Source organism: Nocardia sp. NPDC055050 (genome assembly GCF_053608345.1).
In genome coordinates this window covers 187051-210816 of record NZ_JBSGVG010000007.1, presented here as the reverse complement: position 1 = coordinate 210816, position 23766 = coordinate 187051, and the positions used below count along the sequence as shown (strand labels likewise).

The following is a 23766-nucleotide window of genomic DNA, read 5'->3' as shown; positions in this document are numbered from 1 at the left end:
TCCGGCTAGCGTGGCGACCATGGTCACGTCGCCGCGCAGCGAAACCAGTGGGACCGTCGTGTGGACCGAGCGATTCCTCGGCTACACCTGGAGTCCGGAGCATCCGATGAAGCCGGCGCGCCTGCAATACACCATGTCGCTGGCCGAAAGCCTAGGTCTTCTCGATGGTGTCGAGCCGTTGGCACCCGACGCGGCCACCCAGGCCGATCTGATGCGGGTCCACAGCAGCTCCTACATCGAGGCGGTGCGCCGGGCCGGACAGGGCCCGCCGACGCCCGAGGACGTCCTCTACGGGCTCGGAACCGCCGATAATCCGGTGTTCCCGAAGATGCACGAGGCGGCGTCGGTGATCGTCGGCGGCACTCTCGCCGCCGCCAGGGAGATCGCGGCGGGCCGTACCCGGCGGGCTGTGAGCATCGGCGGTGGAATGCACCACGCCATGCCGGATTCGGCGGCGGGGTTCTGCGTCTACAACGATGCCGCGATCGCCATCTCGTGGCTGCTCGACCACGGCTTCGACCGCATCGCCTACCTCGATGTCGACGTCCACCACGGCGACGGTGTGCAACGCGCGTTCTACGCCGATCCGCGGGTGCTCACGGTGTCGATACACCAGCATCCGGCGACGTTGTGGCCCAATACCGGCTGGCCCGAAGAGACCGGGGTCGGGGCGGCCGAAGGTACCTCGATCAATCTGCCACTCCTGCCGGGCACCCGGGACGCGCAGTGGCTGAGGGGATTTCACGCGGTGGTGCCCGGTGCGGTCGCCGCGTTCCGGCCGCAGATCATCATCAGCCAGTGCGGTGTCGACACCCACCGCGAAGATCCGCTGGCCGATCTGGAGCTCACCGTCGACGGTCAGCGCGCGGCCTTCCTCGCGATGCGCGACCTCGCCGACGAATACGCCGAAGGGCGGTGGCTGGCCATCGGCGGTGGCGGATACGGCGTGGTGCGGGTGGTGCCGCGCGCCTGGACCCACCTGCTCGCCGCGGCACTGGACCGGCCGCTCGCCCCCGAAACGCCGGTGCCCGCCGACTGGATCGACCAGGTGCGGGCATCCGCGCCACGTGTGCAACCACCGACGACCATGGGTGACGGAGGCGACACCGCCTATCGGGCCTGGGACGGTCCCGGCGGCACACCCGAGATCGGCGACGCGGGCCAGATCCGCGCGCAGCGCGCGGTCGACACCGCGATCACGGCCACCCGGCGGGCGAGTTTCGGCCTGCTCGGGCTCGATCCGGAGGATCCTCGTGACTGAGCCACTGCTACCCGATACCTCCGACACGCCCGCGAATCCGCCTGCGCCGCCCCAACATTGGTACGGCGATGTGCTCGCCGCCGACGGTGGCGTGGTCCGGGTGCGCCCGATCGTGCCCGCCGATGCCGACGCGCTCGCGGCCTTTCACACCGGCCTGTCCGATCGCACCCGGTATCTGCGCTACTTCGGTCCGTACCCGCAGATCTCGCCGAAGGACATGTACCGCACCACCCACGTCGACTACCGCGATCGGGTCGGTCTCGTCGCGGTGCTCGGCACGGCGATCATCGGCGTGGCCCGCTACGAACTGCTCGCCCGGCCGGGCCCACGCGCGGCCGAGGTGGCGTTCGTGGTCGCCGACGAGCACCAGGGGCGTGGGCTCGGCTCGGTGTTGCTCGAACACCTCGCCGGTGCCGCCGCCGAGAACGAGGTGATCGCCTTCGTCGCCGAGGTGCTGGCCGAGAACGAGGCCATGATCACGGTCTTCCGTGAGGCCGGCTACCAACTGCAGCGCAGTCGTGACGGTTCCGAGGTACACCTCGAATTCGCCATCGACCCCACCGAAGCGCTGCGCACCGTGCGGGATTCGCGGGAGGCGGCCTCGGAAGCACGCAGTGTCGGCAATCTGCTCGCACCCGGTTCGGTCGCGGTGATCGGCGCGTCACCGGAACAGACCCGGGTCGGCGGCGCGGTATTCGCGAATCTGCTGGCAGGCGGTTTCAGCGGACCCGTGTTCCCGGTGAACCTGCACCGGCGCTCGGTCCGTGGCGTGCGCGCCTACGCCGCGGTGAGCGAGATCCCCGACGAGGTGGACCTGGCGGTGGTGGCGGTGCCACCCGCCGCGATCGGGGCGGTCCTCGACGATTGCATGGCCAAGGGAGTCAAGGGCCTTGTCGTGTTGACCGCCGGCTTCGGCGAGACCGGGGCAGCTGGGCTGGCCGCCGAACACGACCTGGTCGCCGCGGCGCGCGGGCATGGGATGCGTGTGGTCGGACCCAGCGCGCTCGGCATCGCCAACACCGATCCCGCGGTCGGTCTCAACGCGACTTTGGCCCCGGTGCTACCCCAGCGCGGGCGAATCGGCTTCTTCTGCCAATCCGGCCCCCTCGGCGCGGCGATCCTCGGCGAGGCCGCGGCCCGCAACCTCGGTCTGTCGACGTTCGTCTCGGCGGGAAACCGGGCCGACGTCTCGGGCAACGACCTGCTCCAGTACTGGGACACCGCCGCCGATACCGAAGTGATCCTGCTGTATCTGGAGAGCTTCGGTAACCCACGCAAGTTCTCCCGGTTGGCACGCCGGGTGGCCCGCGGCAAACCGATCGTCGCGGTGAGCAGCGGCCGCCTCGCGGCCGGCGCCGACATGGACCGCATCGTGGTCCGCGACCTCTTCGGTCAGGCCGGAATCATCCAGGTCGACTCCATCTCCGAACTGTTCGACTGTGCCGCGCTGCTGGCCTGTCAGCCGCTACCGAAGGGCCCCCGGGTCGCGGTCGTCGGCAACAGCGCCGCGCTGAACTGGCTGGCCATCGACGCCGCCCGTAGCGAAGGGCTGCGGGTGCACCGGCCCGTCACCGCGGTCGACCGAGGTCCCGGAGCCCGGCCCACCGAACGCGGTGTGCAGGCCGCGCGGCCGCCGGAGCCGGACCTACGCAGCGCTCGGCCGGGCGAGCGCGCCGAGCGAGGCGCGGATCGTGCCGGGCGGACGGCGTGGGGATTGCGCGGCGCCCGGCGGGGAAGCCGGGGCCCGGCCGATGCCGGGACGACCGACCGGCCCGGGGACAGCACCGGGGCGCCGGACCGAAGCAGGAACAGCGGACCGGCCGACCGGCCCTGGGACAGCGCCGGGGCGCCGGACCGAAGCAGGGGCAGCGGACCGGCCGACCGGCCCGGGGACAACGCCGGGACGCCCGATCGGACGAGAGGTGGCGTAGGGCCGGCCGACCGGACCAGTGGTAGCGCCGGGTCGTCCCAGCGGATCGTGGGCAGTGCGGGGCCTGCTCACCGGACCGCGGACAGCGCCGGGCCGACCAGCCACACCGAGGGCGACCTCGGCCCGGCCGCACGGAGCGTGGACAGTGCGATCGTGGACGGGCCGGTGGATCTCGGCCCGGAGGCGACACCGGCCGACTTCCGGGAAGCGGTCCTGGCTGCGCTGCGCAGCGAGGAGGTCGACGCGGTGATCGTCGTGGTCGCCCCGCCCGTTCCGGTGCCGATGGAAGGCTTCGGGGACGCCTTGCGGGCGGCAGCCGCGGCGGCGCCGGGCAAGCCGGTGCTCACCACGTTCGTCGCGGAATCGGGCATTCCGCGACAGTTGGCGGTGCGTACCACCGCGGGCGCGCCGGCCCGCGGGTCCATCCCCTCCTATCCGGATCCCGAGCGAGCCGCGCGAGCGCTGGCCAGGGTGGATCGGTACGCGCGCTGGCGGGATCGGCCGATCTCGCCGGTGGTGCGCCCGCCAGGAATCGACACCGCGGCCGCGGCGGCGCTGGTGGAGGGCTGGCTCGCCGAGTCGGGCGGGCGGTGGCTCACCGACGAGGAAGCGGTGCGGCTACTCGGGTGCTACGGCATCGACGTGGTCGAGTTCCGGGCTGTGCGTGATGCCGAACAGGCGGTCGCCGCGGCCGAGGAACTCGGATATCCGGTCGCGGCGAAGGCCACGGGGGAGCTGTGGCGGCGCCGACCGGATCTGATCGGCGTGCGTCTGGATCTGTGGGGACCGGAGACGGTCCGGCAGGCCTACACCGACCTGGTGGAGATCTGTGGCGATCCACTGCTGCACGTGCAGAAGATGGCGACCAAGGGTGTCGGTTGCGTGCTGCGCGTCACCGACGACCCCTCGTTCGGATCGGTCATCCAATTCGGCCTGTCCGGCATGATCATCGACCTGCTCGGCGACCGCGCCTACCGCGCCCTACCGCTGACCGAGGAGGAAGCGACAGCGCTCATCGACGCACCACGCGCGGCGCCATTGCTCTCGGACGGGCCGGGCAGAGTGGGGGTGGACAAAGCCGCGCTGGCCGCGCTGGCTCAACGCATCTCGGCCTTGTTCGACGACATCCCCCAGATGCGCGAACTCTCCTGCGACCCCGTCCTGGCCGCCTCGGCCTCGGCGGAGATCATCTACGCCCGAGCGCGCATCGGCCCGGAACCGAGCCGCTTCGACACCGGCCCCCGTCGGCTGGCCTGAACGATGGCCGATCGGTCCGGTGGAACGAACAACGCCGACCGGCTCGCGACCCGGAGGGGAGGGGTGCGCGGTCGCCGGTCGGCGTTTCGGCAGACGACCCCGCGGGGCCGTCGAGTTTTCGGATCAGCTGGCGTAGGCGCGCAAGCGGTCGGCGCGGTCGCCCTTGCGCAGCTTGGACATGACCTCGCGCTCGATCTGGCGGACCCGCTCGCGGGACAGGCCGAAGAGCTTGCCGATCTGGTCCAGGGTGCGCGGCTGGCCGTCATCGAGACCGAAGCGCAGGCGGATGACCTGCTGTTCGCGCTCGTCGAGGGTGGCCAGGACGCTGCGCACGTCGTGGTGCAGCAGGCCGGCGATGACGGCGCTCTCGGCGGAGGTGGCCTCGGAGTCCTCGATGAAGTCGCCGAGGGGAGCCTCCTCGTCGTTGCCGACGGGCATGTCCAGGCTCACCGGGTCGCGGCTGTGGTCGAGCAGATCGGCGATCTTCTCCACCGGGATGCCCGACTCGTTGGCGAGTTCGGCGTCGGTGGCCTCGCGGCCCAGCTGCTGATGCAGTTCCCGCTTGATCCTGGCGAGCTTGTTCACCTGTTCGACCAGGTGCACGGGCAGCCGGATGGTGCGGCTCTGATCGGCCATGCCGCGGGTGATGGCCTGACGGATCCACCAGGTGGCGTAAGTGGAGAACTTGAAGCCCTTGGCGTAATCGAACTTCTCCATCGCGCGGATCAGTCCGAGGTTGCCCTCCTGGATCAGGTCCAGCAGCGGCATGCCGCGGCCCGTGTAGCGCTTGGCCAGGGATACGACCAGACGCAGGTTGGCCTCGAGCAGGTGCGAGCGGGCGGCAGAGCCCTCGCGAACCAGAATCGCCAGGTCACGCTTGCGAGCCGCTGTCAACCGCTTACTGGTTGACAGCAGGTTCTGGGCATACAGGCCCGCCTCGATGCGCTTGGCCAATTCGACCTCGTCGGCCGCCGTGAGCAGTGCCGTGCGTCCGATTCCGTTGAGGTACACGCGTACCAGATCGGCTGCGGGGCTCTGGGCGTCGATATCGGCCTCGCTGGGGCGCAAACGAGTGGTGGCGGGGCTTGTCATGACTTGCCTCCTGTCGGTGGTGTCTCACTCCGATCAACGGACCCGACTTAGAGAAAGTTCCCGATCCCGCGGTCGATAAACCGCTCTGAGCTGCTGGTTCCCACCCCAACGGCTGAGAAGTTCCTGAGAAGAGGGTCCTGGTCGGAACTCGCTGCCACCGCGGGGCGGCTCAGACGGGCCGCACCAGTCCGTGACGGACGAGTCCGGCGACCACACCGAGGGCCTGGGCGGCGAATTCCGGCGTGACCTGCTCTGCTCCGTCGGCGAGGGCGAGTAGTTCGATCAGTTCGTACAACGGCAGCCCGTCGGGCCGCATTCCCGCGACCAGCGCGACCGTCGACTCGTCGACCTCGTGCTGCCAGCGTGGTCCGTCGCCGCGATGAAGCCGGGCCACCTGCTCGGTCCAGCCGAACTCGCCGGGCAGATACACCCGCTCCAGCGCGGTCGCCGGGCTCGGCGCGAAACGGGATGCCCACGCGAGGCTTTCGTCGGAGGCCACCGCGCGCAACCACGCCGACCGCGCGAAGTACCCGGCCACCTCGGTGCCGAGCGGGTCGTCGAAACCGTGGGTGAGGTCCTCGGCGAGGAGTTCGGTGGGGCCGTCGATCGCGCGCAGGTAGACGAACCCGAACCCGACACCTTCGACATCGGCGGCCTCGAAGGCGTCGAGCCAGCGCACCGCCTGTTCCTGGGCGGCCGGGTCGCGCGGGTCCAGGCCCGCGTCGCGCAACCAGGTACCGACGTAGAGGGCAGGATCGGCGACGTCGCGCTGTACGACCCACGCGTCGACGCCGTGCGCGGGCAACCAGCTCGACACGCGCCGACGCCAGTCCTCGCCGTCCACGTGCACCCAGGCGGCGAGCATGGCCGCCGTGCCGCCGGGGGCCAGTAGCTCGGGCGCCTGCCCGATGACCAGCTCGCTGGCCCCGTCCAGGGCGAGCCCGGAGTCGCGATAGGTGTGCTCGATGCGGGCCGGACCGACCACGAACGGCGGATTGGCCACGACCTGGTCGAAGCGTCGCCCCGCCACCGGCTCGAACCAGGACCCCTCGAGCAGTTCGATATCGAGTTCGTTGAGCGCGGCCGTGGCCTGCGCCAGCCACAGGGCCCGTGCGTTGACATCGGTGGCGGTGACCCGACCCGCGTAACCCGCCGCGTGCACGGCCTGCACACCACAGCCGGTGCCCAGATCCAGCACGGTGCCGACGGGTTCGGTGGGGGTGGCGCGCAGCAACGACAGCGACGCGTGCCCGACGCCGAGGACGTGATCCTCGGTGAGCGTGCGCCGCCGCATCGAATCGTCGAGATCGGACAGGATCCACCGGGTACCCGCGCCGGCATCGAGCGGCCGCAGATCCAGCGCGGCCCGCACCTGGTCACCGTCGCGCGTGAGCAGACCCGCCGCCACCGCCGCGTCGATGCGCACCGGCGCCAGTGCGGTCGCGACGTCGCGCTCCGGCAGGACGTCTCCGAGCAGCAGCAACCGCACCAGCGTGCCGAGGTCGCCCGCTGCCCGCGCCGCCCGCCGCACCGGCACCGGCTCCGAACGGCTCAGTGCCGCATGCACATCGGGACCCAACGCCTCGACGAGGGTGTCGGCGTCGTAGCCGACCCGGATCAGCGCGGTGCGCAGGTCCGGGCACAGCGCGGTGAGCGGGGAGTCGGTCATCGTCGGGTTCGTAGGCACCCGACCACTCTGCCAGGGCCACGAGCACCGAGAACGACCAGCTGCCACTGCGTGTCGTCGCGTGCGCAGACCCCGGACTCACCCGAATACCGCGGTAGCTAGTTCCTCTCACGGACTGGATGGAAAGCCGCTGGGTCGCAGTGGCACATCGGCTGTGCTCGCGGCAGGTCGCTGTCTGCGGTGGTTCAGCCGGTGTACGGGTCCCGGGATGTCACGCAGTACAAGGCATTTCCGGGGTCGCGCAGGACGATCCAGTGTTCGGTATCGGTGACCCGGGTGGCGCCGAGGGATTCGTGCCAGGCCGCGGTGGCGGTGATGTTCGACGAGGCCAGGTCGGCGTGCGCGCCGGTGGGGCCGGGCTCATCCAGGCGCTGGAGCAGAAAGTGCAGTGGCTGGTCGGGGCCGCGCAGGCGCGAGAATTCCGGGCGGCGGCCGGGCTTGTGGGTCCAGTCGGTGAGTGTCTGCCAGAAGGCGGTATCGGCGTCGATGTCGGTGGGGGACAGGTCGAGGCAGATCTGGTCGAGGCGGGTCACTGTGCCATCGGGCGCGGTCGACACAGTGATCGGCGCCGGACCGAGACCGGCGGGCTCGGTAGACGGAATGAGACAGAACGTCTGTCCGGCAGGCGATTCCAGCACGGTGTAGTCATCCATCTCGGCGATCACGTGGGCGCCGAGCCCGGTCGCGGTCGCGATCGCCGCGGGGAGATCGTCGACGTCGAGATCCAGGTGGATGCCGCCGTCGTCGTGGACGGCTTGCATCTTGATCCACGCGGGCCCGGTGGCGGGCAGCAGGGTGATGAACTCATCGTGTTCGCCGCGCGGTGGCGAGACGGTGGAGTCGGTGACCTTCGCCCAGAATCGTGCGCAGTCGGCGAAAGTATCGACGGGTCGGTCGAGAAAGGCCCAGGTCCAGCGAATCATGCTGTCTCCCTTCCGCTATGAGGGCACCTCGGAAGCCGTCGGCCGGATTCGGTTGTCCTGTCGGGCAGCTCGGGTGGTCCTGTCCGAACGGTAGGCGGCCCGCGCTCCGCTGTCGACAGCCTTGTCGGTTCAGCGCGCGGGGCTCCGCTGTCACGGCCTTCGTGCCGCGTTTCGCTCGCGCGCGCCCGACCGACCCCGTCGATGGCAGGATATTGACGAAACATGTCACACCGGCCACTCGCTCGCCCGCCGTCGATCCGGCACGCTGGCCGAGTGACCGATTTACGTGCGCCCGCGCCGCCCACCGGCGACGACCCGGCCGACAACCTCACTTCCGCACCGGCATCGGTCACCGACGAACGTCGTCGACTCCATCCCGCGTGGATCGTGGCGGGCGTCGGCTTCGTCGCCCTGCTCGGCGCGGCCGCCTTCCGCTCGGTCCCCAGCGTCCTCATCGAGCCGCTGCACACCGAATTCGGGTGGTCACACGCCACGATCTCCACCGCCATCTCGCTGAACATGCTGCTCTACGGCCTGATCTCGCCGTTCGCCGCCGCGCTGATGGATCGATTCGGCATCCGCAAGGTGGTGTGTTCGGCGCTGGTGCTGATCGCCGCGGGCAGCGGGCTGACGGTGTTCATGACCCAGGCATGGCAGCTGGTGGCGACCTGGGGATTGCTGGTGGGTGTCGGCGTCGGGTCGATGTCCATGCCGTTCGTCGCGACCATCACCGGCCGTTGGTTCGTCCGGAGTCGTGGCCTGGTCACCGGAGTGCTCACCGCGGCGGGCGCCACCGGTCAGCTGGTGTTCCTGCCGCTGGTGTCGATGCTGGCCACCGAGCACGGCTGGCGGCTGCCGTCATTGATCGTGGCGGCAGTGGCGCTGTCGGTGGTGCCGCTGGTCTGGCTGTTCGTGCGCGACTATCCCAGCGACGTCGGTGTCCGCGCGTACGGGGCGCCGACCGATTCGGACGCGGGCGCGCGAGTCCCGATCGTGGGCGGTGCCAACCGGGCGTTGAAGGTACTCGCCTCGGCCGCGCGCCGACCCGGATTCTGGCTGCTGGCGGGCGGTTTCGCGATCTGTGGGGCCTCGACGAACGGCCTGGTCGGCACCCATTTCGTCACCGCGGCCCACGACCACGGCATGCCGCCGACCACCGCGGCCGGACTGCTCGCCCTGGTCGGGATCTTCGATGTGGCAGGCACCATCGCCTCGGGCTGGCTCTCGGACCGCGTGGATCCGCGCTACCTGCTGCTCGGCTACTACTCGCTGCGCGGGCTCTCGCTACTGATCCTGCCGTCGCTGCTCGGGCCGCACACCGAGCCGAGCATGTGGGTGTTCATCGTGTTCTACGGCCTGGACTGGATCGCGACCGTCCCGCCGACCGTGCTGCTGTGCCGCGAACTCTTCGGCGCGGACGGCCCGATCGCGTTCGGCTGGGTCTTCGCCGCCCACCAGGTCGGCGCCGCCGTGGCCGCCACCGGCGCGGGCTTCATCCGCGACGTCCAGGGCTCCTACGACCTCGCCTGGTACGTGGCGGGTGCGCTCTGCGGGATCGCCGCGGTCATGTCGATGCTGGTCCGCAGACCGGCAACGGCCGAGTAGCCGAACCCAGCCGCTATTCCAGGGTCTTGTGCTGTCCGGATTCCAGCGCGATCTGGTTCGTGCGGCCGTCCCAGCGGCTGGGTTCGTCCTTGGTCCGCGGCGGGCGGTCGTTGGCGATCAGCACCGCGATCCACGGTAGCGGCACCGAGGCGGCGATGATCAGGATCGAGAGCAGCGGGTTCTCGAACGCGCTGTAGGCGATCGCGGCCAGGATCAGGCAGGGGATCCGGAAGGCCATGATGAACGTGTAGCGGCGCACTCTGGCGCGATGCTGGTCGTCGAGCGAGGGCGCGGCCTCGGTGATCAGCACGGCGTGTTCGGCGGGGGCGGGCCGGAAGAACCCACGCGAGGACTTGGGCTCGGGGGGGATCGTCACTTCCGGGTCCGGCTTCGGTTCGTCGGCGCCTGGGACATCGCCGTAGGACTGCATACCCCGAGTCTTCCACTCGGCGTCATCGAGCGCACACGCGGCTGGTCAGCGGCCCGGGGCCGGGATGCGGCATCATGGAAGGCGTGAGTACAGACACTCTGGTACGCCCGGAAACCACGACCGACGAGACGACCAGCGACGACACCCCGAAATTCTTCCATTACGTGAAGAAGGACCGGATCGCCGAAAGTGCCGTGATGGGCACGATGGTCGTCGCCCTGTGTGGCGAGGTTTTCCCGGTGACGCGTTCGGCCAAGCCCGGCTCGCCCGTGTGCCCGGACTGCAAGAAGGTCTACGAGGGCTTGCGCAAGGACGGCGACTGAGCCGAGGACTCGGTCGGTGACGCCGGTGCCTCGGAGCAGGCCCCGGCGGTTTCGTCGTGCTTATCGTCATCGTCGTCGTCACCCCGCACCTGGCTGGTGATCCATTCCTTGACCTGCTCGATCCGGGTGGCCCGGGCAGGCCAGAACTCCTGAACGGCGGCGTTGAACTCCGCGCCCAGGATCACCGCGAAGCCGAGGAAGTACGTGAACAGCAGGAACGCGATCGGGGTGGCCAGCGCGCCGTAGCTCACCCCGGTGGCGGTGATCCACGACAGGTACCGGCGCAGCAGGTCGCTGGCCGCCATGAAGAAGACCCCGGCCACCAGCGCGCCGCCGAACAGCCGATGCCACGGCAGTGATTTGTGCAGGGCCAGCTTGTAGAGCGTGGTCAGCCCGACGATCAGCAGCAGCCCGACGATCGGGTAGTAGAACGTGTCGATCAGCCGCAATCCCGGCTCCCGCCACGCTTCGGGCAGCACCCGCCCGATCCTGGTGGGACCCAGTGCGATCACCGGCAGGATGAGCACCGCGGCCACCAGGAACTGCACGTAGAGCAGCAGCGCGAAGATCCGCTGCCAGATCGGATGACGGGCGTCCTGTTGTCCGTGCGCCTCCACGATGGCGTCGACGAAGGTGGCCATCGCCGAGGATCCGGCCCACAGCGACAGCACGAAACCCACCGACACCAGCGCGCCGCGCCCTCGGCCGAGCACGTCGTCGACGGTCGGTTCGATCAGGTCCGAGACCACCGACGGGCTGAAGAACTCGCGGCTGAACGCGATGATCTTGCTCTCCACGATCTGCACGGTGTCGGGCCCGAACAATCCGCCCACATAGCCGAGGCTGCCGAGGAGGCCGAGCAGCAGTGGTGCCAGCGACAGGGTCTGCCAGAACGCCGCCGCCGCGGACTTGGCGAATATCGAGTTGTCCCAGCACTTGACCGCGACCCGGACCACCAGTCGCCATGCCGTAGCGAGCCATCGCACCCACGGCGCGTGATCGCTGCGACGTTGCGGAGCGGCCCGCGCGCCGACCGCAGGGCGCGCGGGCGAGTCGCGGGGCGGGGGCGCCTGCGGCGGGTGTGCCGCGTCGGCAGCCGGGACCTGGTCGTTGTTCATCTCGGTGTCAAGCATCCCGCACGTTGGGGGTCTGTGTGGTGCGGGCCGGGCATCGTGTCGGCGGGTAACAGGTAAATGGCCGGTGACCACGGGCGCGGTTGTGATGCCTGTCGCCCACCCCGCGTCGGTTTGGCGACACGCCGCATCGGGCGGCTAGGGTCGACTGCGTGACTGGGTCGGGTGGCGCCGCTACGGCGAAGCAAGCGGGGACACCGGGCGAGATTGCCGCGGGAGGTGCCCCGTCGGGTTCGTTGCGCGCCTGGCAGCGGCGCGCATTGACGAAGTACCTGGCCACCAAGCCGCGTGACTTCCTCGCGGTCGCGACGCCCGGCGCCGGTAAGACCACCTTCGCGCTGCGTGTTGCCGCGGAGTTGCTGGCCGATCGTACGGTGGATCAGATCACCGTCGTCGCGCCGACCGAGCACCTCAAGCACCAGTGGTCCGCCGCGGCCGCGCGCACCGGGATCCAGCTGGACTCGCGGTTCTCCAACTCCACCGGCGCGACCTCCGGCGACTATCACGGCGTCGTGGTGACCTATGCCCAGGTCGCCGCCCACCCGACACGACACCGGGTGCGCACCGAGAACCGTCGCACGCTGGTGATCCTCGACGAGATCCACCACGCGGGCGACGCCAAGACCTGGGGCGAGGCGACCGAGGAGGCGTTCGGCGACGCGACGCGCCGACTGGCGCTGACCGGAACCCCGTTCCGCAGTGACGATTCGAAGATCCCGTTCGTCACCTATGAGCCCGACGAAGGTGGGTTCCCGCGTTCGCGCGCCGACCACTCCTACGGCTATGCCGACGCGCTCGCCGACGGCGTCGTGCGTCCGGTGGTGTTCCTGGCCTACTCCGGTGACGCGCACTGGCGCGACAGCGCGGGCGAGGAACACACCGCCCGCCTCGGCGAACCGCTCAGCGCCGAACACACCGCGCGGGCCTGGCGCACGGCCCTTGACCCGGCAGGTGACTGGATCTCGGCGGTGCTGCGCGCGGCGGATGTGCGCCTGCGTCAGCTGCGCGCGTCGGGCATGCCCGACGCGGGCGGTCTGGTGATCGCCACCGATCAGGAGCGGGCCCGCGACTACGCCGAACTGCTCGAGCACATCTGTGGCGAGCGGCCGTCGGTGGTGCTCTCGGACGACCCGCAGTCCTCGCAGCGCATCGGCGAGTTCGGGAAGGGCACCCAGCCGTGGATGGTCGCGGTGCGCATGGTGTCCGAGGGTGTCGACGTGCCACGCCTCGCCGTCGGCGTCTACGCCACCAGCGCCTCGACGCCGCTGTACTTCGCGCAGGCCATCGGCCGTTTCGTGCGTGCCCGCAAGCCGGGCGAGACCGCGAGCGTGTTCCTGCCGTCGGTGCCGGTGTTGCTCGACCTGGCCGCGCAGCTGGAGTTGCAGCGCGATCACGTGATCGGCAAGCCGCACCGCGAGAAGGACGGCCTCGACGACGAGCTCCTGATGGACGCGAACAAGGCCAAGGACGAGCCCGGAGAGGACGAGAAGTCCTTCGTCGCCCTCGCCGCGGACGCCGAGCTCGACCAGGTGATCTACGACGGTTCCTCCTTCGGCACCGCCACCATCGCGGGCAGCGACGAGGAAGCCGACTACCTCGGCATTCCCGGTCTGCTCGACGCCGACCAGATGCGTGCTCTCCTGCGCGACCGTCAGACCCGTCAGCTGGCCGACCGTAGTGCCGCGCAGGAGTCCGCCCCCCAGCCCGCGGCCGTCGCCGAACGTGTCGCCACCTCGGACAAACTGGGCGAGCTGCGCCGCGAACTCAACAGCCTCGTCGCGATGCACCACCACCGCACCGGCAAACCCCACGGCGTGATCCACGGCGAACTCCGTCGCGAATGTGGTGGTCCTCCTACGGCATTGGCGAGTGTCGATCAGTTGGGTGAACGTATCGCCGCCCTGCGTCGACTCTGAGAGACCGAACCTCGCCGACGCGCCGGCCCGCGGGCTTCGCCTAGCGTGTCGCGGCGTCGAGTGTGCGCAGCGCGCTGTCGACGGCGGCGCTGAGTTCGCCGGGGCTGACGCCGTCTCTGGCCTGGATCGACAACCCGTACAGGACGGTGCTGTACAGCATGGCCAGCGAAGCCGTGTCGGTGTCGGCGGCGAGATCGCCGTCGGTGACGCCGCGATCGAGACGTGCGCGAATGTCGGCCGTGGTGTGGCGACGGGCTTCGACCAGGAATTCGCGCACCGCGGCGTTGCGGGTGGTGTAGGTCGCGCCGGCGAGGACCACCATGCAGCCGTTGGGTAGACCGGGGTCGGTGTAGTGGGTGATGTTGTCGCGCAGCATCGCCTCGATCGCGGCGTAGGCGGTGGGTTGCTCGCGCAGCGCCGTGGCCGTGTAGGAGCCCTCGGTACGGCGGTAGAGCTCGACGGCGGCGCGGAACAGGGCCTCCTTGTCGCCGAAGGCGGCGTAGAGGCTGGGGGAGTTGATGCCCATGGCGGCGGTGAGGTCGCTCATCGAGGCGCCGTCGTAGCCGAGCTCCCAGAACACCTCCATCGCACGACGCAGCGCGACCTCACGATCGAAGCCTCGGGGGCGCCCGCGCTCTGCCATGCGAAACCTTTCTGTGCCGATCGGTAAATATACCGTGCCCGCGGCGGCGGACGGCCCGCCCACTTATTTCTGTGTCGATCGGTAAGAAACTCTTGACGAGGGTGCTGTGGATACGCTTCTCTATTTGTGTATCGACTACTACAAAATTGGAGCAAACCTGATGACGAGCAGCAACACCGTGGCCCTGGTGACCGGCGCGAGCCGCGGGATCGGCGCGGCCATCGCCCGCGCACTGGCCGCCGCCGGCACCGATGTGGCGTTCACCTATCAGCGCGACGAGGTCGCCGCAAAGGCGGTCGCCGCCGAGATCGAGGCGCTGGGCAGGCGGGCGCTGCCGATCAAGGCCGACAGCGGCGACGCCGCAGCGGTCGTCGCCGCCGTGGAACAGACCGCGCGCGAACTGGGCGGGCTCGATATCCTCGTGAACAACGCGGGCATCTTCCCGGCCAAGCCCTACGCGGAGTTCACCCTCGACGAGATCGACCGCGCGCTGAACATCCACGCCCGCGCCGCCTTCGTCGCGGGCCAGGCCGCCCTCCCGTACCTCGGTGACGGCGGCCGGATCATCTCCATCGGCTCCAACCTGTCCGAACGCGCGCTCTTCGGTGGACTGTCGCTCTACAACCTCAGCAAGTCGGCCCTCAACGGCTTCACCAAAGCCCTTGCGCGCGAGCTCGGTCCGCGCGGCATCACGGTCAACCTCGTCCAGCCCGGACCGACCGACACCGACATGAACCCCGCGGACAGCGGGCACGCCCCTACACAACGGGAGTTCAACGCGCTGGGCCGTTTCGGTGCCGCCGCCGACGTGGCCGACCTCGTCGCCTTCCTCGCGGGTCCGTCGGGCCGATCGATCACCGGCGCGATCCTCACCGTCGACGGCGGCACCAACGCCTGAGCGGCGGGCGCAGCCCGAACGGGCTCTGTGTATCTTCCGGATGCCGGCTTCGTCGAGCGGGATCGGCAGGACTCACGGATAACCCGTTGCGTTCCAGGAGGTCTCGTCGGCCGACCGCCTAGCGGACGATGTCGAAGAAGTCGGCCGGGTCGAGGGTGTGCAGGGGAGTCCAGCGTTGTTCCTGGGTGGGCGCGTCGGATTCGGCGGTCGCGTCGAAGTAGCCCTGCAATTCCAGTGCGAGGCGCGGATTCTCGTCGACCCCGCGCGCGATCGTGTACAGCGTCGCGAACACGTGCAGGCAGCGCGCGGTCCGCGCCGAGCAGGAACAATCGGCGCTCACCAGGGTCGGCGCGGGGGAGTGGCCCGCGTCGACCAATGCCCGGTGCATCTCGTCGGTGAGGACGGTCGGGTCGGTGATCGTCTGGCCGATCGCGGTCACCGCCGCCCGCGACAGCGGCGCCACCTCGACGTGCGCGATCGAGGCCTGACCGCCGCGATGCAGGTGCGCGCGCACCGTTCGCCCCTCGATCTCGACGCGCACACCGTCGTTGCGCGCGATGCTGCGGGCGCGGGGCAGCAGTGGTTCCGGCCGGGTCTGGCGCAGCGGTTCGGCCAGGCGCACCCAATCCCGACCCCACTGGGTGTAACCGAATTCGTTGTCGGCCATCAGTTCTCTCGCTTCCGGCGCAGGATGTCGACGAGGGCGTCGTCGTCGAGGCGGGCCAGTTCGGCGATGCCCGCCGCATCGGACAGGTCCGTCAGCGCGGACTTGCGGGTATGCATCGCGGCGATGTGCTCCTCTACCGTGGTGGCGCTGGTGAGGGTGGTGACGGTGACGGTGCGGGTCTGCCCGATCCGGTGCGCCCGGTCCGAGGCCTGCGCTTCCACCGCCGGATTCCACCAGCGATCGAAATGGATCACATCGGCCGCGCGGGTGAGGGTGAGGCCGGTGCCCGCCGCGCGCAGGCTCAGGATCAGTACCGCCGGCCCGTCCGGCGCCTGGAAGCGGGTGACGAGGTCGCCGCGCTGGGTCGCGTCGAGCCCACCGTGGAAGAACGGCGCGTCGATGCCGAACTGCTCGGCCAGGTGCCGCACCAGCAGGTCGCCGGTCTTGCGGTACTGGGTGAAGATCAGCGTGGGGTCACCGGTGTCGAGGTTGGTGGCCACGATGTCGGTGCACAGGTCGAGTTTGCCGGAACGGCCCGCGAGTTCGCCCAGGTCGCCGGAAACCAGTCCGGGGTGGTTGCACACTTGCTTGAGGTGGGTGAGCGCGGCCAGTACCCGTCCCTGTCGTTGCAGGCCGGAGCCGAAGCCCTCATCGAGGGCGTCGGCGAGCACCGCGTCGTACACCCGTTCCTGCTCGGCGGTGAGATCGCACAGCAGATCGCTGTGGATCTTCGCGGGCAGTGACGCCGCCACCTGAAGCTTCTTGCGTCCGAGGACAACCGGCTCGACGGCGTCCCTGAGTCGTGCCGCGGCCGTGGCCGACCCCTCCTCGATCGGCCGCACGAACCGGCGCCGGAACTGCGTGCGATGCGCGAACAGTCGCGGCACGGTGAGGTTGAGCAGTGCGAACAGTTCGTCGAGGTGGTTCTCCACCGGCGTTCCGGTCAGCGCGACCTTCGCGTCGGCGGTCAGCGCGCGCGCCGCCCGCGACACCTGGGTGCGCGGGTTCTTCAGCGCTTGCGCCTCGTCGAACACCACGGTGGCCCACTGCTCACCGGTCAGTGCCGCCCCGTGTAGCCGCAGGGTCGGATACCCGGTCACGAGAACCGTCCCCGCGCCGGCGGGCACCGCGCCACCGCGCCACGACACCGCCTTCAACCCCGGTGCGAACCGTTCGATCTCGTGCACCCAGTTGCCCACCAGCGAGGTCGGGCACACCACCAACTGCGGACCGTCGGAGCGGCCCTGCAGGAACCCGATGGTCTGCACCGTCTTCCCGAGCCCCATCTCGTCGGCCAGCACGGCCCCGCCGAACGCCGACACGGTCTCGCGCAACCACCCCACCCCGCGGACCTGATACGGCCGCAGCGTGGCATCGAGAACTCCCGCCAGCTCCCCGTCGAGGGCCCGCGTCTCGCGCAAGACCCGCGCCGCCCGCTCGGCGGACACGATCGCGGTGCCGACCGCATCGGGGACGGCGTGCGCGGCGGCGGGCAAGGCGAAGGACCGCTCGTCGGTCATCGACGCGCGCCAGGCCAGCGCGGACGGGGCGAGGTCGCCGAGGGTGACGTCGGCCAGCTCGGCGGGGGTGACCACCGCGGTCGCCACCTCGACGGTTTCGATCGCCCCGCGCTCGCCGACCGGCAGCGCGAGGGTGAGTTGTTCCGGATCGCCGACCCCCGTCGGCGCGGGGCCGGTGTCGTGCCCGGTCCACGTCCACAGGGCGAACAGGTGACGGTCGGGAAGGTAGGTGGCCTGAATGGCGGGCAGAACGTTCTCCTCTGATCGGGCAGCACGAACAACCGAACAACGTACACTGTACTGAGTTTGTTCCCGAACGCTCGAAACAATCTCCGGAGAGGATGGCTCGTGCCCGCTGACCAGGACGGGGAATCGACCGCTCAGGCCACCCGGATCCTCGAATTGCTGTGGCGGCACTCCTTGCCGTCGAAGCCGGGCGCGCGCGGCCCGAAACCCGGGCTCACCGTCGACGATGTGGTGGCGGCGGGTATCACCCTGGCCGACCGCGACGGCATCGACAAGCTGACGATCCGCGCGGTCGCCACGCAACTCGGTCTGCGCGCGATGAGTCTCTACACCTATGTCCCCAGCAAGGACGCCCTGATCGTGCTCATGGTCGACGCCGTGGCCGCCGCGGACTCCCCGATCCCGGCCGACCTGCCGGTCCGCGAACGCATGATCACCGTCGCCACCCGGATCAGGGCCGAGCTGATCGAGCACCCCTGGCTCCTCGCGGTGTCCCCGTGGCGCCAGGTGCTCGGCCCCGCCCGGATGCGCCGCTACGAACATCAGCTGGCCGCGATCGAGGGCATCGGCCTGAGCGATCTGGCCATGGACCGCGCGATCGCGGTCCTCACCGACTTCGCGACCGGCAATGCCCGCCTCGCCATCGCGGCCGCGGGCGCCGCCGCGCAGCTGAGCGACGCCCGATGGTGGGAGGTCAACGGCCCCTTGCTGGCCCAGGTGATGCCCGCAGGCGAATTCCCGCTCGCCGGGCGGGTCGGTACGGCCGTCGGCGAGCACTACCAGGCGCCCGCCGACCCGGAGGGCGCGTTCGACTACGGCGTGGCGACCCTCGTCGACGGCATTCTCGCCGACGCCCGATAGCCGGGATACCCGGATACAGCGACAGCGGGCGCCCTGTCCGGGTCGCCCGCTGTCGGGAGTTTTCTGTTGTCAGATGTGGTTGTTTCGGACGCGAGGAGTGGTCAGATCGCGGGAGCTTCGTCCGTGTTGAGCACGGCTTCGAGTTCGCGCAAGCGGTCCATGTGTTCATTCGCGTGGTGCTGGCAGAAGAGCAACTCGCCACCCGCGGGAAGCACGGCACGCACTCGGGCAGCCGCCCCGCAGCGATCGCAACGATCGAGTGCGGTCAGTGGGGTGCTGGTCAGTGTTCCTGGCATGACTCCTCCGTCCCGGCTCCCGGCGCTGCGTGGCCGTTCGCCTAGGTGTGGGCCTCGTGGTCACTCCACGCGGCTCGCATCCGCTACTTCCCAGCAGTGGTACGACTACTCTGTCAGACGTTCGGGGTTCAGGCTTTGTTCCCGGAAGTGAATCTTTGTGTTTTCGATAACAGACCTGCGGTTTCGCTGAAAGCGAACACCCGCCGGTCGTCGGTCTCGAGCACCCACCGATCACCCGCGAAGCGCTGATGCCACCTCCCACTCGAACCTGCCGCTCACCGATATGTCGCTCGCTGCGGTGTTGCTCGTTACGGACGAGCCGAGCACCGAAGCGGGCCGAACACGATCGAGTTGTGACAGGGTCTTGACCGTCCGAACCTGTTGTCTACCCGGAGATTACCCGTGACATCCGACACTCACACCCTTGTTCACCTGTGTTCTTCCCAAGAATGGGAGGAAGCTCGCCGCGTGGGCGAACGCAGACCGCCTTCGCTGGCCGACGCGGGCTTCGTGCACCTGTCCACCCCGGAGCAGGTCCACCTGCCCGCCAATCGACTCTTTGCCGGGCGCGCCGACATGGTCGTGCTGTGGCTGGATCCGGCGGCGTTCACCGGTGCGGTGAAGTGGGAACCGGGCGTGCCGAGCGACCCGTCGTCGATGCTGTTCCCGCACCTCTACGCGGCGCTGCCGGTCGCCGCGGTGCTGGCCGCGCAGCCGTATCTGCCCGGATCCGACGGCGTGTTCAGCACACCGCGCCGGGAGGGAGTGGCGTAGACCACAATCGCGGCCGGGCGCGTCTACTGTTGACGGTGTGAACGTCGACGTCACAGCGCTACCGGGCATCGGAGTGCGCAAGGATTTCGAAGTCAGGTCGGGGCGCCGCGTCGGGGTGGTCGCCCACCGCGACGGTGACATCGATCTGATCGTGTCCAAACCCGACGACCCGGACGCCATCGCCGCCCAGGTGCCGCTGTCCACCGACGAGGCGTCGGTGCTGGCGAACCTGCTCGGCGCGCCGCAGCTGGTCGCCAAACTCAACGACGACCATCGCGATCTGCCGGGCATCACCACCCGCCAGCTCGCCATCGTCGACGAATCCCCCTACGCGGGCCGGACGCTCGGCGAGACCGGCATGCGCACCCGCACCAAGACCTCGATCGTCGCGGTGATGCGCGCCGGTCAGCTCCACCCGTCACCCGGCCCGGACTTCACCTTCACCGAGGGTGATCTGCTCGTGGTCGTCGGCACCCCGGACGGCCTGGAAGCGGCCGCGAAGATTCTCGTGCACGGCTGACCGCCGTGACCTCGCAGGCCTTGGCTCTGCTCGAGCTCGGCGTGATCTTGTTCGCGCTGGGGATCTGCGGGCGAGTGGCGGGCCGCTTCGGGATGTCCCCGATTCCGCTGTACCTGCTGGGCGGATTGGCGTTCGGTCGTGGCGGTTTCATCGAGCTCGACGCCGCCACCGAGTTCGGGCACATGGCGAGCGAGATCGGCGTCGTGCTGCTGCTTCTGCTGCTCGGGCTCGAGTACACCGCCCCCGAGCTGATGACCGGTCTGCGGCGCTCCTGGGCCGCCGGAGTGCTCGATCTGGTGGCCAACGCCCTGCCCGGGGTCGCGGTCGCGCTCATCATGGGCTGGGGTGTGCTCGGCGCCGTCGTGCTCGGTGGGGTCACCTACATCTCGTCGTCGGGGATCGTGGCCAAGGTGCTCGACGATCTGGGCCGTCTCGGTAACCGCGAGACGCCCGTGGTGCTGTCGATCCTTGTGCTCGAAGACCTCGCGATGGCGGTGTACCTGCCGATCCTGACCATGATGCTGGCCGGGTTGAGCCTGCTGAGCGGATTGATCTCCCTCGCGGTCGCGCTGGCGACCATCACGGTGGTGCTCGTGGTGGCGCTGCGGTTCGGGCGGGTGGTCTCGGCCGTGCTCGACAGCGCCGATCGCGAGGTGTTCCTGCTCCAGCTGCTCGGCGCCGCGCTGCTCGTGGCCGGGGCGGCCTCGGCGCTCAATGTCTCGGCCGCGGTCGGCGCGTTCCTGCTCGGCATCGCCATCTCGGGGTCCACCGCGCACGAGGCCGCGAAACTGCTGGAGCCACTGCGTGATCTGTTCGCGGCGATCTTCTTCGTCGCGTTCGGTCTGTCGATCGACCCAACCGCGATCCCGCCGGTGTTCGCCTGGGCGGTCGCGCTGGCGGTGGTGACCACCGGCACCAAGATCGCGGTCGGTTGGTGGGCGGCGAGCAGGCAGGGAATCCGGCAGATGGGTCGGGCGAGGGCGGGCGCCGCGCTGGTGGCGCGCGGCGAATTCTCCATCGTCATCGCCGGATTGGCGGTCGCCTACGGCAAGGCCGACGCGAAGCTGGCCGCGCTCGCCTCCGCCTATGTGCTGCTGATGGCGATCCTTGGCCCGATCGCGGCCCGGGTCGTCGAGCCGGTGGCCGAATTCGTCAGGCGCCGTTCGGGTGTCGCGACGACCTGATCAGTCGACGACCCGGCGTGGCCAGGCGCCCGCACCGTCGTAACTCAATTCCTCGGTGCGGTACTCGTGCTGGACCGGCGGCGCGTACTGCGCGGCCGGGCGCGCGGGCGCGGCCGGCCGCGGCTGGGGCCGGTGCCGCGAGGTGAGCCACATGCGCGGCAGCGCTTCCTCGTTCTCGATCTCGGTGAGACTCACACTGATCAGCACGAGCATGGTGACGATGCTGCTCACCCCGATCAGCGGCGCCAGCAATTGCATCGCCTCGGCGCCGGTCGCGGGCGCGGTTTGATGTCCGGTGTGCGCGTGCATCGAGGCCATCCCGGTGTAGTGCATGCCGCACACGGCCACACCCATGATCAGTGCCGCACCCACGGTGGCGAGAAAACCCTTGACGCGCAACGTGAACCACAGCGCCACGACCGAAGCCACCACCGCGATCACCATCGACAGGGCCACGATCGCCGGGTCGTATCGCACGGTCGCGCTGGACCTCATCGCGTACATGCCGGTGTAGTGCATGGTCCCGACACCGAGGCCGGTGATGACGCCACCAGTGAGCAGTGAGCGCAGGGTCGGCTGCGGCTTGTTGACCATGAACAGCCCGATTCCGACCACCACCATCGCGGTGATCGCGCTGAACAGCGTCAACGGGATGTCGTAGCGGATCTCGGTGCCGCGGATGGTGAAGCCGAGCATCGCGATGAAATGCATGACCCAGATCCCGGTCCCGCCGATCGCGATCGCGGCGCCGATGAGCCAGCCGACCCGTCCCTCGGTGGCATTGCGACCGCGGGCCGCGCACTGCAGTCCGAGCAGACAGCCCGTGACGGACATGAAGTAGGCGAGAACCGGGGTGATCCAGCCGTAGCTGAAGTGGTAAATGTCGAGCACGCGCGAAAAACCCTCAATGCCGATACCGCAGACTTGAGGCGGTAGAACGAAAAGCTGGGTGTGACAATACGTCGAAGATCGCCAATCCGGGTCCTCCACAGTGCAATCCAGCAGTGTGGGTTTGATCACGAAAAGATTACTCACCGATTTACTGGATAAAACAGACCGCTAGGAATGTAGCGGAGGAAACAAAAAAGAGGCCCGCGCCACCGATTCGGTGGTGCGGGCCTCTTGTGTGGAACCTAGTCGAGGTAGTCGCGCAGAACCTGCGAACGGCTCGGGTGGCGCAGCTTGCTCATCGTCTTCGATTCGATCTGACGGATGCGCTCACGCGTGACGCCGTAGACCTGACCGATCTCGTCGAGGGTGCGCGGCTGACCGTCGGTGAGGCCGAAGCGCAACCGCACCACGCCCGCCTCACGCTCGGACAACGTCTCCAGCACCGACTGCAGCTGATCCTGCAGCAGGGTGAAGCTCACCGCGTCGACCGCGACGACCGCCTCGGAATCCTCGATGAAGTCACCGAGCTGGCTGTCGCCCTCGTCGCCGATGGTCTGGTCGAGCGAGATCGGTTCACGCGCGTACTGCTGGATCTCGAGGACCTTCTCCGGCGTGATGTCCATTTCCTTGGCGAGCTCCTCCGGCGTGGGCTCACGGCCCAGGTCCTGGAGCAGCTCGCGCTGGATGCGGCCGAGCTTGTTGATGACCTCGACCATGTGCACCGGGATACGGATGGTGCGGGCCTGGTCGGCCATGGCGCGGGTGATGGCCTGACGGATCCACCACGTCGCGTACGTCGAGAACTTGTAACCCTTGGTGTAGTCGAACTTCTCGACCGCGCGGATCAGACCCAGGTTGCCTTCCTGGATGAGATCGAGGAACGCCATGCCGCGGCCGGTGTAGCGCTTGGCCAGCGAGACGACCAGTCGCAGGTTGGCCTCGAGCAGGTGGTTCTTGGCCCGGTTGCCGTCGCGCACGATCCAGTTGAAATCGCGGCGCGTGGTGACCGAGAGCTTCTCGCCCGCCTCGGCGAACTCGCGCATCTTCTCCGCGGCGAACAGGCCGGCCTCGATTCGCTTGGCGAGTTCGACCTCCTCCTCCGCGTTGAGCAGCGCGACCTTGCCGATCTGCTTGAGGTAGGCGCGCACCGAGTCGGCGGAGGCGGTGAGTTCGGCGTCCTTGCGTGCTTGACGCAGCGCTTCGGACTCCTCCTCGTCCCAGACGAAATCGCCGGAAGCCTTGTCCTTCTCGGACGGCTCCGCGGTATCGGCGACCTCGGCGGCTTCCTCGGTGACGTCTTCGACGACGACTTCCTCGCCGACGAGTTCGTCTTCGGCGACTTCGAGATCACCGAGATCGTCGACCTCGACCGACTCGTCGTCGAGCTGCTCCTCACCGCCCTCGCCCGAGGTCGCCTTCTTCGCGGCGGTTTTCTTGGCCGGAGCCTTCTTGGCGGCAGCCTTCTTCGCCGGCGCCTTCTTGGCTACGGCCTTCTTCGCCGGCGCCTTTTTGGCAGCGGCCTTTTTAGCCGGCGCCTTCTTGGCCGGGGTTACGGCGTCGTCGGCATCGGCGTCGGAGGCCGAGTCGGCGGTCTGACGGGTATTCGTGGCTACCACGTACGCCCTTTCGTGACGGTCTCGTGCGGCGTCACGCCAGAGTGGTTTTCCGGCGGAGCGGTCGGTCGGGTTGCACCGGCGATGCGTCGGCCG

The 23766-nt window shown here is 69.3% G+C and carries 21 protein-coding genes; 10 read left to right on the top strand and 11 right to left on the bottom strand.

Features of this window, described 5'->3' with window-relative positions:
- Positions 1 to 19 precede the first annotated feature (19 nt).
- Both ACWGCN_RS10225 and ACWGCN_RS10220 read left to right on the top strand, forming a co-directional pair.
- Positions 20 to 1261: an acetoin utilization protein AcuC gene (locus tag ACWGCN_RS10225; protein WP_452458528.1), complete on the top strand. Its 1242-nt coding sequence runs from the start codon at positions 20 to 22 to the stop codon at positions 1259 to 1261.
- Positions 1254 to 4448, top strand: coding sequence for a GNAT family N-acetyltransferase (locus ACWGCN_RS10220; protein ID WP_452458529.1), 3195 nt, complete (start codon positions 1254 to 1256; stop codon positions 4446 to 4448). Before ACWGCN_RS10225 ends, ACWGCN_RS10220 begins: the two co-directional genes overlap by 8 nt.
- A 123-nt stretch (positions 4449 to 4571) precedes the next feature.
- Here ACWGCN_RS10220 and ACWGCN_RS10215 read toward each other — a convergent pair whose 3' ends face one another.
- From ACWGCN_RS10215 to ACWGCN_RS10205, 3 genes are all read right to left on the bottom strand, one after another.
- Positions 4572 to 5540, bottom strand: a complete 969-nt coding sequence (locus ACWGCN_RS10215) for a sigma-70 family RNA polymerase sigma factor (RefSeq protein WP_378626663.1) — start codon at positions 5538 to 5540, stop codon at positions 4572 to 4574.
- Between the two features lie 169 nt (positions 5541 to 5709).
- Positions 5710 to 7209 (bottom strand): DUF7782 domain-containing protein, encoded by a 1500-nt coding sequence (locus tag ACWGCN_RS10210; RefSeq protein ID WP_452458530.1) that lies wholly within the window; start codon positions 7207 to 7209, stop codon positions 5710 to 5712.
- Between the two features lie 203 nt (positions 7210 to 7412).
- Complete coding sequence (locus tag ACWGCN_RS10205) at positions 7413 to 8150, bottom strand: VOC family protein (protein ID WP_452458531.1); 738 nt, start codon at positions 8148 to 8150, stop codon at positions 7413 to 7415.
- 273 nt (positions 8151 to 8423) lie between these two features.
- Between ACWGCN_RS10205 and ACWGCN_RS10200 the strand changes: the two genes are divergently transcribed.
- A complete protein-coding gene (locus ACWGCN_RS10200; protein ID WP_452458532.1) occupies positions 8424 to 9755 on the top strand; it encodes an MFS transporter in 1332 nt (443 codons plus the stop codon).
- 13 nt (positions 9756 to 9768) lie between these two features.
- Here the strand turns inward: ACWGCN_RS10200 and ACWGCN_RS10195 are convergent, their stop codons facing one another.
- Entirely contained in the window at positions 9769 to 10185 is a 417-nt protein-coding gene (locus ACWGCN_RS10195) for a DUF3099 domain-containing protein (protein WP_378988616.1), read from the bottom strand.
- 83 nt (positions 10186 to 10268) lie between these two features.
- Here ACWGCN_RS10195 and ACWGCN_RS10190 point away from each other — a divergent pair, with 83 nt between their 5' ends.
- Positions 10269 to 10508 (top strand): DUF3039 domain-containing protein, encoded by a 240-nt coding sequence (locus ACWGCN_RS10190; RefSeq protein ID WP_056815556.1) that lies wholly within the window; start codon positions 10269 to 10271, stop codon positions 10506 to 10508.
- Here the strand turns inward: ACWGCN_RS10190 and ACWGCN_RS10185 are convergent.
- Positions 10478 to 11641 (bottom strand): YihY/virulence factor BrkB family protein, encoded by a 1164-nt coding sequence (locus ACWGCN_RS10185; RefSeq protein WP_452458533.1) that lies wholly within the window; start codon positions 11639 to 11641, stop codon positions 10478 to 10480. The genes ACWGCN_RS10190 and ACWGCN_RS10185 overlap by 31 nt on opposite strands.
- Positions 11642 to 11847: 206 nt before the next feature.
- Here ACWGCN_RS10185 and ACWGCN_RS10180 point away from each other — a divergent pair, with 206 nt between their 5' ends.
- Complete coding sequence (locus ACWGCN_RS10180; RefSeq protein WP_378628281.1) at positions 11848 to 13557, top strand: DEAD/DEAH box helicase; 1710 nt, start codon at positions 11848 to 11850, stop codon at positions 13555 to 13557.
- A 40-nt stretch (positions 13558 to 13597) separates the two neighbouring features.
- Here the strand turns inward: ACWGCN_RS10180 and ACWGCN_RS10175 are convergent, their stop codons facing one another.
- Positions 13598 to 14200, bottom strand: a complete 603-nt coding sequence (locus ACWGCN_RS10175; RefSeq protein ID WP_387442491.1) for a TetR/AcrR family transcriptional regulator — start codon at positions 14198 to 14200, stop codon at positions 13598 to 13600.
- 160 nt (positions 14201 to 14360) lie between these two features.
- Between ACWGCN_RS10175 and ACWGCN_RS10170 the strand changes: the two genes are divergently transcribed.
- A complete protein-coding gene (locus tag ACWGCN_RS10170) occupies positions 14361 to 15098 on the top strand; it encodes an SDR family NAD(P)-dependent oxidoreductase (RefSeq protein WP_452458534.1) in 738 nt (245 codons plus the stop codon).
- Positions 15099 to 15216: 118 nt separating this feature from the next.
- On the opposite strand, the gene ACWGCN_RS10165 is transcribed toward ACWGCN_RS10170, so the two are convergent.
- Together ACWGCN_RS10165 and ACWGCN_RS10160 are read right to left on the bottom strand one after the other, a co-directional pair.
- Positions 15217 to 15765: a hypothetical protein gene (locus tag ACWGCN_RS10165; protein ID WP_378988624.1), complete on the bottom strand. Its 549-nt coding sequence runs from the start codon at positions 15763 to 15765 to the stop codon at positions 15217 to 15219.
- Positions 15765 to 17495, bottom strand: a complete 1731-nt coding sequence (locus ACWGCN_RS10160; RefSeq protein ID WP_452458536.1) for a DEAD/DEAH box helicase — start codon at positions 17493 to 17495, stop codon at positions 15765 to 15767. The genes ACWGCN_RS10165 and ACWGCN_RS10160 overlap by 1 nt, the downstream gene beginning before the upstream one ends.
- Positions 17496 to 17633: 138 nt before the next feature.
- Between ACWGCN_RS10160 and ACWGCN_RS10155 the strand changes: the two genes are divergently transcribed.
- Positions 17634 to 18392 carry a TetR/AcrR family transcriptional regulator gene (locus ACWGCN_RS10155; RefSeq protein ID WP_378988626.1) on the top strand — a complete coding sequence of 253 codons (759 nt, stop codon included), beginning with the start codon at positions 17634 to 17636 and terminating at the stop codon, positions 18390 to 18392.
- Between the two features lie 101 nt (positions 18393 to 18493).
- Here ACWGCN_RS10155 and ACWGCN_RS10150 read toward each other — a convergent pair whose 3' ends face one another.
- Positions 18494 to 18688, bottom strand: coding sequence for a DUF7455 domain-containing protein (locus ACWGCN_RS10150; protein WP_378988628.1), 195 nt, complete (start codon positions 18686 to 18688; stop codon positions 18494 to 18496).
- A 402-nt stretch (positions 18689 to 19090) separates the two neighbouring features.
- On the opposite strand from ACWGCN_RS10150, the gene ACWGCN_RS10145 reads away from it, so the two are divergent.
- From ACWGCN_RS10145 to ACWGCN_RS10135, 3 genes are read left to right on the top strand one after another with little or no spacing between them, the layout of a single operon-like run.
- A complete protein-coding gene (locus tag ACWGCN_RS10145) occupies positions 19091 to 19462 on the top strand; it encodes a DUF952 domain-containing protein (RefSeq protein WP_378988630.1) in 372 nt (123 codons plus the stop codon).
- A gap of 37 nt (positions 19463 to 19499) precedes the next feature.
- Positions 19500 to 19982 (top strand): cation:proton antiporter regulatory subunit, encoded by a 483-nt coding sequence (locus ACWGCN_RS10140; RefSeq protein ID WP_101466659.1) that lies wholly within the window; start codon positions 19500 to 19502, stop codon positions 19980 to 19982.
- 5 nt (positions 19983 to 19987) lie between these two features.
- Positions 19988 to 21166, top strand: coding sequence for a cation:proton antiporter (locus tag ACWGCN_RS10135; protein WP_378988632.1), 1179 nt, complete (start codon positions 19988 to 19990; stop codon positions 21164 to 21166).
- Here the strand turns inward: ACWGCN_RS10135 and ACWGCN_RS10130 are convergent, their stop codons facing one another.
- Positions 21167 to 22057, bottom strand: coding sequence for an MHYT domain-containing protein (locus ACWGCN_RS10130; RefSeq protein ID WP_378988634.1), 891 nt, complete (start codon positions 22055 to 22057; stop codon positions 21167 to 21169).
- Between the two features lie 242 nt (positions 22058 to 22299).
- Positions 22300 to 23673 carry an RNA polymerase sigma factor gene (locus ACWGCN_RS10125; protein WP_378626684.1) on the bottom strand — a complete coding sequence of 458 codons (1374 nt, stop codon included), beginning with the start codon at positions 23671 to 23673 and terminating at the stop codon, positions 22300 to 22302.
- Positions 23674 to 23766 lie beyond the last annotated feature (93 nt).

Coding starts and splice junctions, on each gene's coding strand:
- ACWGCN_RS10225 (WP_452458528.1), top strand. CDS start 20: ATGGTCACGTCGCCGCGCAGCGAAACCAGTGGGACCGTCGTGTGGACC.
- ACWGCN_RS10215 (WP_378626663.1), bottom strand. CDS start 5,540: ATGACAAGCCCCGCCACCACTCGTTTGCGCCCCAGCGAGGCCGATATC.
- ACWGCN_RS10210 (WP_452458530.1), bottom strand. CDS start 7,209: ATGACCGACTCCCCGCTCACCGCGCTGTGCCCGGACCTGCGCACCGCG.
- ACWGCN_RS10205 (WP_452458531.1), bottom strand. CDS start 8,150: ATGATTCGCTGGACCTGGGCCTTTCTCGACCGACCCGTCGATACTTTC.
- ACWGCN_RS10195 (WP_378988616.1), bottom strand. CDS start 10,185: ATGCAGTCCTACGGCGATGTCCCAGGCGCCGACGAACCGAAGCCGGAC.
- ACWGCN_RS10185 (WP_452458533.1), bottom strand. CDS start 11,641: ATGCTTGACACCGAGATGAACAACGACCAGGTCCCGGCTGCCGACGCG.
- ACWGCN_RS10175 (WP_387442491.1), bottom strand. CDS start 14,200: ATGGCAGAGCGCGGGCGCCCCCGAGGCTTCGATCGTGAGGTCGCGCTG.
- ACWGCN_RS10170 (WP_452458534.1), top strand. CDS start 14,361: ATGACGAGCAGCAACACCGTGGCCCTGGTGACCGGCGCGAGCCGCGGG.
- ACWGCN_RS10165 (WP_378988624.1), bottom strand. CDS start 15,765: ATGGCCGACAACGAATTCGGTTACACCCAGTGGGGTCGGGATTGGGTG.
- ACWGCN_RS10150 (WP_378988628.1), bottom strand. CDS start 18,688: ATGCCAGGAACACTGACCAGCACCCCACTGACCGCACTCGATCGTTGC.